Annotated in this window: 13 protein-coding genes; 2 read left to right on the top strand and 11 right to left on the bottom strand. The window is 74.6% G+C overall.

What is annotated here, in order from left to right:
- Positions 1-30: 30 nt before the first annotated feature.
- Entirely contained in the window at positions 31-1,614 is a 1,584-nt protein-coding gene (locus ACFZAT_RS33070) for an AMP-binding protein (protein WP_391269598.1), read from the bottom strand.
- 162 nt (positions 1,615-1,776) lie between these two features.
- On the opposite strand from ACFZAT_RS33070, the gene ACFZAT_RS33065 reads away from it, so the two are divergent.
- Positions 1,777-2,265, top strand: a complete 489-nt coding sequence (locus ACFZAT_RS33065) for a nuclear transport factor 2 family protein (protein WP_391269596.1) — start codon at positions 1,777-1,779, stop codon at positions 2,263-2,265.
- 15 nt (positions 2,266-2,280) lie between these two features.
- Here the strand turns inward: ACFZAT_RS33065 and ACFZAT_RS33060 are convergent, their stop codons facing one another.
- From ACFZAT_RS33060 to ACFZAT_RS33035, 6 genes are all read right to left on the bottom strand, one after another.
- Positions 2,281-3,180: an MBL fold metallo-hydrolase gene (locus tag ACFZAT_RS33060; RefSeq protein WP_391269594.1), complete on the bottom strand. Its 900-nt coding sequence runs from the start codon at positions 3,178-3,180 to the stop codon at positions 2,281-2,283.
- The gene (locus ACFZAT_RS33055) at positions 3,181-3,444 is read right to left on the bottom strand and encodes a phosphopantetheine-binding protein (RefSeq protein ID WP_391269592.1); all 264 of its coding nucleotides are present in this window, start codon (positions 3,442-3,444) and stop codon (positions 3,181-3,183) included.
- A 40-nt stretch (positions 3,445-3,484) separates the two neighbouring features.
- On the bottom strand, positions 3,485-4,735 hold the full coding sequence (locus tag ACFZAT_RS33050; protein ID WP_391269590.1) for a beta-ketoacyl synthase N-terminal-like domain-containing protein: 1,251 nt from the start codon (positions 4,733-4,735) through the stop codon (positions 3,485-3,487).
- Positions 4,732-5,997: a beta-ketoacyl-ACP synthase II gene (locus ACFZAT_RS33045; protein ID WP_391269588.1), complete on the bottom strand. Its 1,266-nt coding sequence runs from the start codon at positions 5,995-5,997 to the stop codon at positions 4,732-4,734. The genes ACFZAT_RS33050 and ACFZAT_RS33045 overlap by 4 nt, the downstream gene beginning before the upstream one ends.
- Positions 5,994-6,758 (bottom strand): thioesterase domain-containing protein, encoded by a 765-nt coding sequence (locus ACFZAT_RS33040; protein ID WP_391269586.1) that lies wholly within the window; start codon positions 6,756-6,758, stop codon positions 5,994-5,996. The genes ACFZAT_RS33045 and ACFZAT_RS33040 overlap by 4 nt, the downstream gene beginning before the upstream one ends.
- A 94-nt stretch (positions 6,759-6,852) precedes the next feature.
- Entirely contained in the window at positions 6,853-7,674 is an 822-nt protein-coding gene (locus tag ACFZAT_RS33035) for a BTAD domain-containing putative transcriptional regulator (RefSeq protein ID WP_391269584.1), read from the bottom strand.
- Positions 7,675-7,978: 304 nt separating this feature from the next.
- Here ACFZAT_RS33035 and ACFZAT_RS33030 point away from each other — a divergent pair, with 304 nt between their 5' ends.
- Entirely contained in the window at positions 7,979-8,947 is a 969-nt protein-coding gene (locus ACFZAT_RS33030) for a BTAD domain-containing putative transcriptional regulator (protein ID WP_391269582.1), read from the top strand.
- Here the strand turns inward: ACFZAT_RS33030 and ACFZAT_RS33025 are convergent.
- From ACFZAT_RS33025 to ACFZAT_RS33010, 4 genes are all read right to left on the bottom strand, one after another.
- Complete coding sequence (locus tag ACFZAT_RS33025; RefSeq protein ID WP_391269581.1) at positions 8,929-9,450, bottom strand: phosphopantetheine-binding protein; 522 nt, start codon at positions 9,448-9,450, stop codon at positions 8,929-8,931. The genes ACFZAT_RS33030 and ACFZAT_RS33025 overlap by 19 nt on opposite strands.
- 1 nt (position 9,451) lies before the next feature.
- Positions 9,452-10,099 (bottom strand): ScbR family autoregulator-binding transcription factor, encoded by a 648-nt coding sequence (locus ACFZAT_RS33020; protein WP_391269579.1) that lies wholly within the window; start codon positions 10,097-10,099, stop codon positions 9,452-9,454.
- A gap of 32 nt (positions 10,100-10,131) precedes the next feature.
- Complete coding sequence (locus ACFZAT_RS33015) at positions 10,132-10,965, bottom strand: BTAD domain-containing putative transcriptional regulator (protein WP_391269577.1); 834 nt, start codon at positions 10,963-10,965, stop codon at positions 10,132-10,134.
- A 108-nt stretch (positions 10,966-11,073) separates the two neighbouring features.
- A partial coding sequence (locus ACFZAT_RS33010) for a carboxyl transferase domain-containing protein (protein ID WP_391269575.1) occupies positions 11,074-12,066 on the bottom strand: 993 nt, incomplete at its 5' end.

Below are 12,066 nucleotides of genomic sequence, written 5' to 3'. Positions count from 1 at the left end.
GGGTGGGTGGCGGAACGGACGGTCGGGCGGTCACAGCGCTGCGCTGGCCCGCAGCTTCTGCCGCACGGCGCGGCGCCGGGGCTTCCCGGTGGGGGTGCGCGGCACGGTGTCGATGGCCTCGGCGAAGCGGATCTGCTCGAAGCGGCCGAGGCGGTCGTTGGCGCGTTCGGTGATGGCGTCGAGCACGTCGAGCACGCCGTGGCCGTAGGGGTCGCCGCCCGCCCCGGCGTCCTCGCGCAGCACGATCCCGGCCCAGACCAGGGCGCCGTGCTCGGGGTCGGGCCAGTCCGCGACCAGGCAGTCGGCGACCCGGGGGTCGTCGGCGAGGATCCGCTCGATGCGGCTGGGCGAGACGATCTCGTTGTCGTACTTGAAGACGTCGGCGAGCCGGTCGACCAGGCTCAGATTGCCCTCGTCGTCCAGGCGGCCGACGTCACCGGTCGCGAAGAAGCCGTCCGCGTCGACCGGTGCGGGCCGCGTCTCGTCCAGGTAACCGGCCATCAGCTGCGGCCCGCGCACCAGGACCTCGCCGGCCGACCAGGGGCCGAGCGGGCGCCGGGTCGTCAGGTCCACCACGCGGCACTCGGTGCCCGCGACGACGGAGCCGACGGTGCCGGGGCGGTAGCGGCCGGGCCGCTGGCTGTGCGTCAGCGGGGACAGCTCGGCCATGCCGTACCCCTGGATGACGGGCACGCCGAGCCGTTGTTCCAGGACGCCCGCCGCCTGCGGCCGCAGCGCCGATCCGCCGGACAGCACGGCGGTCAGCCGCAGCCCGTCCGGCGCACCGCCCGCCGCCAGGCGCTCGTCGGCGGCCAGGGCGTGCAGCCGGGCGGGCAGCCCGTAGTAGTGCGTGGCCCCCGCGTCGGCGGCCGCGCCGAGCGAGGCGTAGGGGTCCGGGTCCTGGCAGAGGACCTGGCACGCGCCCGCGTACAGGGCCGAGTTGAGGTGCATGACGTGGTAGAGCGGCAGGTGGTTGAGGGTCACCGACGCACCGGTCAGGCCGTGCGCGTCGGCGGTCTGCCAGGCGTTGGCGACGACGTTGCGATGGGTCAGCACGACCCCCTTCGGGGCGCCGGTGGTCCCGGTGGTGAACTGCACGCACGCCACCTCGTCCGGCGACGCGGCGGGCCCGGTGTACGGCCGCGCCCCGGCGATCAGCTCGTGCAGGGGGACGGTCCCGGCGGGGGCCCGCCCGTCGGGCGCGTCCATGACGACGACGGTGCGCAGCGCGGGCAGCCCGGGCGCGATCCGGGTGAGGGACGCGGCGGTCGGGGCGGGCGCGAGGACGGTCTCGGCGCCGGACACACCGAGCACATGGCGCAGCCCGTCCGGCGGGAGCAGCGGGTTGACCAGCACGACCGTGGCCCCGGCCCGCACGACCCCGTGGTAGGCGGCGGCGAACTCCGGGGTGAGGGCGTGGGTGACCCCGACCCGGGTGCCGCGCCCGGCGCCCGCCGAGGCGAGCCATCCGGCGATCCGGTCGGCGTAGGCGTCGAGTTCGGCGAAGCGCAGCACCCGGGTCGCGGTGCGCACGGCGGTGCCGTCGGGGTCGCGCAGGGCGGCGCGGCGCAGCAGTCCGTCCACCGGGAGTTCGCCGTACGGGGTGTCGCGCACCGGGGTCCCCTTCCGTTTCCGTCGTACACCGGCGGCCTTTACCTCCGGATTGCCTTCACCCTCCGCCGGTGCGCTTGAGGAATCTTCGAAGAGCGCTCGATCAGCACCACGGAAGGTGACGGAGAACCGCCCGAAGACCCTGCGGAGGAAAAGGAAGACACGATGACGGCCGACACCACGCACCTCACCGGACCCGCGCCGGACACCTCGGAATTCGGTTCGCTGTACGCCGAGGTGCAGCAGTTCTACGCGCACCAGATGCAGCTCTTCGACCGGCACGAGGCCGAGCGCTGGGCCGCCACCTTCACCGAGGACGCCGTGTTCAGCGTGCCCACGCTGGACAGCCCGGTGCACGGGCGGGCGGAGCTGGCCGCCAACGTCCACCGCAACCGGGCCCGGCAGGAACGCGAGGGCGGGCAGCTGCGCCACTGGATCGGCATGCTCGACGTGGACGTCCGCCCGGGCGGCGTCCTGCACACCCGCGCCTACGCCCTGGTCTTCGCGACGGCGCGCGGCGGCGTTCCGGCGGTGTCCCGGTTCTGTGTGATGGCGGACGAACTGGTGCGCTGCCGGGGCCGGCTGCGGGTCCGCAGCCGCGTGGTGTCGCGGGACGACCTCACGGCCGGCTACCCGGCCCCGGTGCTCGTCTGAGGGGTGCGCGGGGCGTCAGGCGCGGCAGACCGGCAGACCGCCGTGGTACGTGGCCATCTCCCGGAACAGCGCCCCGATGTCGAGGGGCGCGCCCGGGAGGGCGCCGCGCTCCTCGGCGTACGCCCGGTGCAGGTTGGGCACCAGGCGCTCGGAGTCCAGGAGCCCGGCGTACGGGCCGGGCCCCGCTTCCCGGGCCAGGTCGTACGGGGTCAGGCCGGCGGCGACGCCCTCGCGGGCGAGCTCCTGGAGGCGGCGGAAGTATCCCGCGTCGGCGTCGAGGAGTCCGGGACCGCCGACGGGCCCGTGGCCGGGGACGACCGTGAGCGGTTCCAGGGCGCGCAGGGTGGCGAGGGCGCGCAGCGAGCCGCTGACCGAGCCCATGGGGCAGAACGGGGTGACGCCGTTCATCACCACGTCACCGGCGAACAGGACGCGGCGCTCCGGCAGCCACACCACGGTGTCGCCGCAGGTGTGCGCGGGCCCCACGTGCAGGAGTTCGGCCCGCAGCTCCCCCACGTACAGCGTCATCCGCTCCTCGAAGGTGACCTGGGGGACGACGACCTCCAGGTCCCCCCAGCGCACCTCGGGCCAGAGCCCCGTCAGGTGCAGCCCCGCCGCTGCGGCCTCGTCCCGGGCCCGCGCGTGGCCGACGACGGCCGCTTCGGGGAAGACGCAGTTGCCGAAGGTGTGGTCGCCGTGGAAGTGCGTGTTGACCAGATACCGGGGCGGCCGGTCCGTGACCGCGAGGATCCGGGCGCGCAGGGCGCGGGCCCGGTCCAGGGTGGCGACGGTGTCGATCAGCGCGCTCTCACCGCCGTCGGCGAGCAGCCCGGAGTTGTTCAGGCACCAGCCGCCGTCGCCCTGCACGTGGGCGTGGACACCGTCGGCGATCTCGGTGAGCCGGCCGTCCGTCATTCAGGCCGCCGACCGGGCCGCCAGCGCCCCGTTGACGAGATCGAGGTACGCGCGCGGCGTCTGCGCCTCGTCCAGCGCCTCCTCGTCCAGCGCCACGTCGTGGTCGCGCTCGATGACGCCGGTGACCTGGAGCAGGGCCAGCGAGTCGTAGCCGAGGTCGAGGAAGAGGGTGTCCTGGGCGGCCTCGTCCAGGGGCACGCCCTCGTCGCTGCCGGCGGCGGCGCGCAGCAGGGCGGCAAGGTCGGTCAGGTGCAGGCGGTCCACGGTGTTCCCCTCCTGGTACGGGTGTGCGTTCGGGTGGTGCTCAGAGGTGTACGGCGCCCCCGGGCGCGCGCACGACCGCCGCCGCGTTGAAGCCGCCCCGGCCCCGGGCGAGGACCAGCGCGTGCCGCAGCCGCGCCGGGCGTGGCGCACCGGTCACCAGGTCCACCGGGCAGTCGTCGGCGAGCCGCCCGACCGGTGCGCCCGGCGGGACGACCTGGTCGCGCAGGGCGAGCAGGGCCGCTGCCAGATCGAGGGCGGACCCGCCCGAACCGAGGCGCCCGAACAGCGACTTCGGGGCCGTCACCGGCACCCCGTACGGGCCGAAGAGTTCGGTGAGCGCGGCGGCCTCGGCGCGGTCGGCGTCCCGGTCCCCGGCGGCGTCCGCGAAGACCACGTCCACGTCCGCCGCGTCGACCCGGGCGTCGGCGAGGGCGAGGCGTGCGGCGTCGAGCAGCCGGGGCGCGCCGCGTCCGGGCGCCGGGTCGAAGGTGGCGGCGCAGCCCTCGACGGTCCCGAGGACGCGGGCCCCCCTGGCGTGCGCGGCGTCGCCGTCCTCCACGACGAGCAGGGCGCCGCCCTCCCCCACGACGTGCCCGGAGGCGTCGGCGGAGAACGGCAGGTAGGCGTCGGCAGGGTCGCGCCGGGTGCTCAGGCCCCCGGCGGCCAGCTGGGCGGTGAAGCCCCACGGGCACACCGTCGCGTCGAAGCCGCCGGTGAGGACGGCCCGGCCGCCCTTGCGCAGCTGGCGCCGGGCCTGGGCCATCGCGTCGAGGCCGCCCGCCTGCTCGGAGACGACGACTCCGCTGGGGCCGCGCAGCCCGTGCCGGATGGAGATCTGCCCGGAGTTGGCGGCGTAGAACCAGGCGAAGGACTGGAAGGCGCCGACGTACCGGCTGCCCTTGCTCCACAGCTCCTGGAGCTCGCGCTGGCCGAATTCGAAGCCGCCCGCGCCGTTGGCGGTGACGACGCCCATGCCGTACTCGGGCAGGGCGGCCGGGTCGATGTCCGCACCGGTGATGGCCTCGGCCGCCGCCGTGAGGGCGAGCCGGGTGACCCGGTCGGTCTGCGGGAGCAGCTTGGCCGGGACGTGCGCCGCGTCCTCGAAGCCGGTGACCTCACCGGCGAGGACGGCCGGGTAGCCGGAGGCGTCGAACCGGGTGACGGGGCCGATCGCGCGGTGCCCGCGCAGGACCGCCGCCCACCAGGTCTCCGTGCCGACACCGCCGGGTGCGGCGATCCCGATGCCGGTGACGGCCGCGGTCGCGGTGCGGACGGGTGCGGGGGCGGTCATCGGTGTGCCTCCGTCCGGGGTGCGGTGAGCACCATCGCGCTCTGGAAGCCGCCGAATCCGCTGCCGACGCTGAGGACGGTGTCGGTGCGCTGCTCGCGGGCGACGAGCGGCACGTAGTCGAGGTCGCAGCTCGGGTCGGGCTCGTGGAGATTGGCGGTGGGCGGCACCGTGTCGTGCTCGATGGCCAGCGCGCACGCGGCGATCTCCAGGGAGCCGATCGCGCCGAGCGAGTGCCCGATCATGGACTTGATGGAGCTGACGGGCACCCGGTAGGCGTGCTCGCCCAGGCTCGCCTTGAAGGCGGCCGTCTCGTGCTTGTCGTTCTGCTTCGTGCCCGAGCCGTGCGCGTTGACGTAGTCCACGGCGGTCGGGTCGAGCCGCGCCTCGTCCAGGGCGATCCGGACGGCCTCCGCCATCTCCCGCCCGTCCAGGCGCAGTCCGGTCATGTGGTACGCGTTCGAGCGGCTGGCGAACCCCGCGATCTCCGCGTACACATGCGCCCCCCTGCGTACCGCGTGCGTGTACTCCTCCAGCACGAGTACGGCGCTGCCCTCGCCGAGGACGAAGCCGCCCCGGGTCCGGTCGAAGGGGCGCGAGGCGGTCTCCGGCTCGTCGTTGCGCGCGGACGTGGCCCGGATCGCGTCGAAGGAGGCCAGGGTGATCGGGGTGATCGGCGCCTCGGACGCCCCGGCCAGCATCACATCGGCGCTGCCCTCGCGGATGAGCTCCGCGGCGTGCCCGAGCGAGTCCAGGCCGGAGGTGCACCCGGTGGAGACGACGGCGACGGGGCCGAGCGCCCCGGCGTCCCGGGCGACCTCGGCGGCCACGGAGCTCGGCACGAGGTAGTCGCCCAGCCGTTCCTCCGCGCGGGCCGGGTCCAGCAGCCAGTGTGCGCCGCCCTCGCTGACGTGCGCGTACACCTCGTCGAGCCCGCTGCTGCACCCGACGGCGGTGCCCAGCGAGACGCCGGTGCGCTCGCCCCCGGCCGCCAGGTCGATGCCGCTGTCGGCGACGGCCTCACGGGCGGCGGTGAGCGCGAACTGCGCGACCCGGTCCAGGCGGTGGGCGTCGGCGGCGTCGAAGCCGTGGTGCGCGGGGTCGAAGTCGGCCTCGGCGGCGATCCGGGACCGGAAGGACGTGGCGTCGAAGCGGGTGATGCGGCGGGTGGCGGTACGGCCCTGCGTCAGCAGCGACCAGAACGCGGCGGTGCCGGTGCCGCCCGGGGCGACCACTCCCACCCCGGTGATGACGACCCGCCTCATCGGGCGCCCGCCGGCTGCGGGACGAGGCGGCGCACGACACGGGCGGCGCGGCCCACCAGGTGGGGCAGCTCGTGGCCCCGCAGGAAGAAGTGGTCGCCGGGCACGGTGCGGACGGCGAAGGGGCCGGTGGTCCAGGCGCGCCACTGCGCCATGGCCTCCGGCTGCGCCAGCGGGTCGTCGGCACCGGCCACCGCGAGCACGGGGACCGCGAGCGGCCCGGCCGGCGAGGGTGCGCGGGCGGCCGTCCGCAGTTCGTGGGCGAGGACGAGGTCGTCACGGAGCACCGGCAGCACGGCCTGGTGCCAGAAGTCGCCGGGCCGGGCGCGCGCGGGCAGGGCATTGGCCTCGCCGAGCAGGCGCAGCAGTTCCTCGTCGCCCGCCCGGCACTGGTCGGCGAGGGCGGACAGCCGGTCGGGCGGCGGGCAGGCGCCGACGACGAGCAGCGCGGGACCCGGCAGCCCCGCCTCGTGCAGGGCCCGGGTGACGCTGTACGCGACGAGGGCGCCGAGGCTGTGCCCGTACAGGATGTACGGGGCGTCGCCGCCCTCGCCGCCCTCGCCGGTGAAGTGGGGCAGCTGGTCCGCGAGCAGTCCGGCCGGGCTCGTGAGACGCGGCTCGGAGCGCCGGCGTTCACGGCCGGGCAGCAGGTGCGGCACGGTCTCGACGCCGGGGCCGAGGCGCGGGCCCCAGCCGTAGAAGGCGGAGACGCCCGCTCCGGCGTGCGCGAAGCAGTGGAGCCGTACGGGCCGTTCGTCGGACATGGGCCGTCCTCTCGCGTAGGGGTCCGGGCCCTCGGCCCGGGCCCTCCCCGACCGCAGTCTGGTCATTCCCACTCGAACGGTGCTGGACCTCGGCTCAGGCCGCGTACAGATCGAACGTGGACATCCCGCGCGGCCCGCTGAGCACATCGAGCGCCGGGTCGACGGTGAGCATGGCCCGGTGCAGCCGCTGCATCTGCGGCGACGGCTCCACGCCCAGCTCCTCCACGAGGCGCAGCCTCAGCCTGCGGTAGACGTCGAGGGCGGTGGCCTGGCGTCCGGACCGGTAGAGGGCGACCATCGCCTGCGAGTGCAGCCCCTCGTGCTGGGGGTGGCGCATGACCAGGTCGGTGAGCTCGGCGAGGACCTCGGTGTGCCGGCCGCAGCGCAGGTCCGCGTCGATCCGCCGCTCGACGGTGACCAGGCGCGACTCCTCCAGCCGCATCACCTCGATGTCGAGGACCGGGCCCAGCCGTACGTCGACCAGCGCGGAGCCCTGCCACATGGCGAGCGCCTCGCCGAACAGCGAGGACGCCCGGGCGTCCTCGCCCCGGTCGAAGGCGCCGCGCCCGGCCGTCACCAGCTCCTCGTACCGGTGCACGTCGACGGCGTCCGGCGGGACCTGGAGCAGATAGCCGCCGTGCCGGGTGGCGAGGACGTCCTTGGCGGAGCCGGGGGTGTCGGGCCCCATGGCGGTGCCGAGCCGGCGGCGTAATTGGAGGATGTACGTCTGCAGGGTGGTCATGGCGCTCTGCGGCGAGTTGCTGCCCCAGATCTCTTCCATGAGGGTGGGCACGGGCACGACGCGGCCCGGATGGAAGGCGAGCAGCGCGAGGAGCTGTCGCGGCTTGCCCGCGGTGGGCACGATCGACATCCCGTTGACCTCGGCACTCAACGGACCCAGAACCTGTATGCGCACGGTGGCCTCCCCAAGGACCGGCCGGGGTGGGCCCGGCCGTGATCGCGTGCGCCGGCGCCTTCGCCCCCGTGGCCGAAAGCCGTCGGCGCCAGGCACGCTAACCCCGGCCACCCCGTGCGCCTCATTCTCTCGATCGGCGTTCGAGCAGCTTTCCAAGCAGGCGTTGCGGCCGGATTGCGGCCCCCGGGGCACCGCCTCAAGAACACGCGGACGACGGCTGGAGGGGCGCTCGGGCGGCCTCCCCCGGCCACCTGCCGGTCGTTACCGTCCATGCCGTGACCGGATTACGAGGGAGAGCCACCCGATGAGCGTCCTCGCCACCCCGCGCGCGGAGGCGGCGCGGCCCGTCCCCGCGAACGGCCCCGTGGAGTTCCGGCTGCTGGGTCCGGTCATGGTCCACGACGCGGCCGGGGGCGCGGACATCGTCCCGGCCGGTTCCAAACAGCGCGCGCTGCTCGCCGCGTTCGTCACGCACGCCGGGGTGCTGCTCGACGTGGACCGGCTGGCGGCGGAGCTGTGGGACGGGGCACCTCCCGGGAACGCGGCGAACGCGCTCCAGGCCCATGTGGCCCGGCTGCGGCGGCTGCTGCCCACGCCCGGCGACTACGGCCATGTGTGGATCAGCACCCTGCCGACGGGCTACCTGCTCGACCTGGGCGACGCCTCCACCGATGTCCAGCGCTTCACCCGGCGCTCGGCCGAGGGGCGGGCGGCCGTCGCCACCGACCCGGCACGGGCGGCGCGGATCCTGCACGGCGCCCTGGAGTTGTGGCGCGGCCCGGCGCTCCAGGACTGCCGCAGGGGCCCGGTGTGCGCCGCGGAGGCCGACCGGCTGGACGAGATGCGGCTCACGACGCTGGAGGCGCTGTACGCGGCACGGCTGCGCTGCGAGCGGCACGGCGAGTGCGTCGGCGACCTGGAACGGCTGACCGCCGACCACCCGTTGCGCGAGCGCTTCTACGACCTGCTGATGGTCGCCCTGTACCGCAGCGGCCGCCAGGCGGAGGCCATCGGGGTGTACGAGCGGGCCCGGCGCCGCCTGGTCGCCGCCCTCGGCATCGAACCGGGCCCGGCGCTGCGCGGCCGCCTGGAGTCGGTGCTCACCCACTCCCCCGGCCTGTCCGCGCCCGTGGCCCCCGGCGTCCTGGACGAACTGGACCGGCTGCGCCGCCGGGTGGACGAGCTGGCCAGGCAGCAGCTGGAACTGACCCGCCGCCTGAACGCCGCGACGGCGGGCCCTCAGGCGGCGGGCCCTCAGGCCGTGGCCAGGTGAGCGGCGAGCGCGGTGAGGTCCGGGTGGTCGTGCAGGACGACGGCGCGCTCCCGTAGCCCGTACAGCCGGTTGACCACCGTCATGAACTCCGCGCCCGCCCGGGCGTCGACCCCCAGATCGCTGAACGGGGTGCACGGGTCCAGGTCCCACGGATCGCAGGCCAGCACCTGCGCCAGCTCCTCGCGCAACTCGTCGGCCGAAGGCAGCGGACGGCACGGCGGCGCGGCCGGGGCGACGACGGGCGCGGGTGCCGCCACGCACCGCGCCTCCCGCGCCACATGCAGGGCGAACGCCTCCAGGCAGGGGTGGTCCAGAACGGCCGCCCCCTTGATGGCGGTGCCGAAACGGGCGTTGACGGTCGCCACGAACTCCGTCCCGAGCAGCGAGTCGAGGCCGATCTCCGGGAACGGCTGCCAGGGGTGCAGCGTGCACGCGTCGCGACGGATGACGTCCGCCAGCAGGCCGAGCAGCGTGGCCAGGACGTCGGCGGGGGCGCAGACCATGTCACGCGGCCCGCACGGCCTCGGCCCGGGGCCGTGGCGGCACCGTGCGGTAGCGGCCGGTCCGCCCGGGGCCCACCAGGACCGGCAGCAGCAGCTGCCACAGCGCGCCGCCGTCCTCCGGCCGCGTCCCGGACCCGGCGGTCCGGTCCGTACCGGGCGGCGCGATCCCGTACATCAGGGCGGCGAGCAGCGCTTCGGCACCGTCGCGCCGGGCGTCCCCGCCCAGTTCACCCGCCGCTTCGGCCTCGGCCAGCAGGCGGCGCGCCTCGGCGAGCCACGCCCGGCGCAGGCCGCCGGTGCCGCCCGGCCCGGTCACACCGTCGTCGGCCAGCCGGAGGGCGGCCCGGGCGACCGGGTCGTCGCGGCGGACGAGGGCGAGCCAGTGCGTGAGGTCGATGAGGCGCTGCACCGGCCCGTCGCCGGTGGCCCGCCGCTCGTCCAGGAACTCCCCGAGCAGGGCGCTGCCGTGGAGCGCCACCACGTCGGCCAGCGCGTCCTTCGACGGGAAGTGGAAGTACAGGGCTCCCTTGGTCACGCCCGCGGCGGCGGCGATCTGGCCGAGCGTGGCACTCGCGTACCCGCTCCGGGTGAACAGCTCCGCCGCGCCGTCGATGAGCCGGCACCTGGTGCGCTCCGATCTCTCCTGCATGTCGCCCTCCCGGGACCGTGGGACCCGTGCGTTCAGCCGACCTGGGTCAGCCGTTCGCCGGCGTCGGGGGCGGCCGTCCCGGGTGCCGGTGCGGACCCGGCCTTCAGAATGGAGCGCTGCAGTCGTTGCAGCCCTGCGGATGGCTCGAGCCCCAGCTCACCGACGAGCCTGGTCCGCAGCCGGTGGTAGGCGTCCAGCGCCTCGCTGCGCCGGCCCGAGCGGTGCAGGGCGACCATGTAGTGGGCGTGCAGGTTCTCGTGCGTGCGGTAGCGGCTGACCAGGACGGTGAGTTCGCTCAGCAGCTCGCGGTGCCGGCCGAGGCGCAGGTCGGCGTCGATGCGCTGGTCGAGGGCGCACAGCCAGGTCTCCTCCAGACGCCGGATCTCCATGTCCAGCCGCGGCCCCGTCCGTACGTCGACGAGGGCGGAGCCGGTCCACAGGGCGAGCGCTTCGCGCAGTTCGCGTGCGGCGCGCCGGAAATCGCCCGCGTCGCTCGTGCGGTATCCGCAGCCGACGAGCCGTTCGAACTCACGGACGTCGACCGTCCCGCCCGAGGTGTGCAGCATGTACCCGCCGGGAGTGGTGACCAGGACGTCCTTGGCCGTACGCGACGAGGTGTCACCCGGGGCGCGTTCCAGCGCCGCGGCGATGAGCTCGCGCACCTGCAGCACGTAGGTCTGCAAGGTGGTACGGGCGCTGCGCGGCGGGTTCCCGCCCCACAGCTCCTCGATCAGGTCGGGCACGGAGACGACACGGTCGGCGTGCACGGCCAGGAGCGCCAGCACCTGACGGGCCTTCGGCGCCGTCGGAGTGACGGAGATCCCGCCCTCGGTGACGGCCAGCGCGCCCAGTACTTCGATGTCCATGGTGCTCCCCCTCTTCACGCATGAGTCATCAGCGAAGCTAAAAACAGGGCGCGCGGTTTGTCAATACCAAACCGCGTGCCCTGTTTACAAGGGAGATCCAGAGAGCCTCTACTGCGGGGGGTTGCCGTGCTTGCGGGCCGGGAGGTCGGCGTGCTTGGTGCGGAGCATCGCGAGCGAGGCGATCAGGACCTCGCGCGTCCCGGCCGGGTCGATGACGTCGTCCACGAGCCCCCGCTCGGCGGCGTAGTAGGGGTGCATCAGCTCGGTCTTGTACTCCTTGACCATGCGGGCACGCATCGCCTCGGGGTCCTCGGCCTCCGCGATCTGCCGCCGGAAGATGACGTTGGCGGCGCCCTCCGCGCCCATGACCGCGATCTCGTTGGTGGGCCAGGCGTAGGTGAGGTCCGCACCGATGGACTGGCTGTCCATGACGATGTAGGCGCCGCCGTACGCCTTGCGCAGGATCAGCGAGATACGGGGCACGGTGGCGTTGCAGTACGCGTAGAGCAGCTTCGCGCCGTGCCGGATGATCCCACCGTGCTCCTGATCGACGCCGGGCAGGAAGCCGGGCACGTCGAGGAGCGTCACGATCGGGATGTTGAAGGCGTCGCAGAGCTGCACGAAGCGCGCGGCCTTCTCGGACGCCTCGATGTCCAGCACCCCGGCCAGCGACTTCGGCTGGTTGGCCACGATGCCCACCACCTCGCCGCCCAGCCGGGCCAGGGCGCAGATGATGTTGCGCGCCCAGTGCTCGTGGACCTCCAGATACTCGCCGTCGTCCACCAGTTCCTCGATGACCTCCGCCATGTCGTACGGGCGGTTGCCGTCCACCGGCACCAGGTCCAGAAGGGTGTCCGAGCGGCGGTGGGCCGGGTCGGCGGTCGGTGCCACGGGCGGGTTCTCACGGTTGTTCTGCGGCAGCAGGGAGAGCAGATAGCGGACCTCGGCGATGCAGGTCTCCTCGTCGTCGTACGCGAAGTGCGCGACGCCCGAGGTCTGCGCGTGCACGTCCGCGCCGCCCAGGCCGTTCTGGGTGATCTCCTCGCCGGTGACCGCCTTCACGACGTCCGGACCGGTGATGAACATCTGCGAGGTCTCACG

Source organism: Streptomyces sp. NPDC008163 (genome assembly GCF_042956885.1).
GTDB classification, from domain to species: domain Bacteria; phylum Actinomycetota; class Actinomycetes; order Streptomycetales; family Streptomycetaceae; genus Streptomyces; species Streptomyces drozdowiczii_A.
The sequence above is the reverse complement of the archived record's forward strand: the minus strand, read 5'-3'. Positions and strand labels throughout refer to the sequence as shown.

Excerpts from the sequence above, each read along its gene's own strand:
- ACFZAT_RS33065 (WP_391269596.1), top strand. The coding sequence starts at position 1,777 with ATGACGGCCGACACCACGCACCTCACCGGACCCGCGCCGGACACCTCG.
- ACFZAT_RS33060 (WP_391269594.1), bottom strand. The coding sequence starts at position 3,180 with ATGACGGACGGCCGGCTCACCGAGATCGCCGACGGTGTCCACGCCCAC.
- ACFZAT_RS33050 (WP_391269590.1), bottom strand. The coding sequence starts at position 4,735 with ATGACCGCCCCCGCACCCGTCCGCACCGCGACCGCGGCCGTCACCGGC.
- ACFZAT_RS33045 (WP_391269588.1), bottom strand. The coding sequence starts at position 5,997 with ATGAGGCGGGTCGTCATCACCGGGGTGGGAGTGGTCGCCCCGGGCGGC.
- ACFZAT_RS33040 (WP_391269586.1), bottom strand. The coding sequence starts at position 6,758 with ATGTCCGACGAACGGCCCGTACGGCTCCACTGCTTCGCGCACGCCGGA.
- ACFZAT_RS33030 (WP_391269582.1), top strand. The coding sequence starts at position 7,979 with ATGAGCGTCCTCGCCACCCCGCGCGCGGAGGCGGCGCGGCCCGTCCCC.
- ACFZAT_RS33025 (WP_391269581.1), bottom strand. The coding sequence starts at position 9,450 with ATGGTCTGCGCCCCCGCCGACGTCCTGGCCACGCTGCTCGGCCTGCTG.
- ACFZAT_RS33020 (WP_391269579.1), bottom strand. The coding sequence starts at position 10,099 with ATGCAGGAGAGATCGGAGCGCACCAGGTGCCGGCTCATCGACGGCGCG.
- ACFZAT_RS33015 (WP_391269577.1), bottom strand. The coding sequence starts at position 10,965 with ATGGACATCGAAGTACTGGGCGCGCTGGCCGTCACCGAGGGCGGGATC.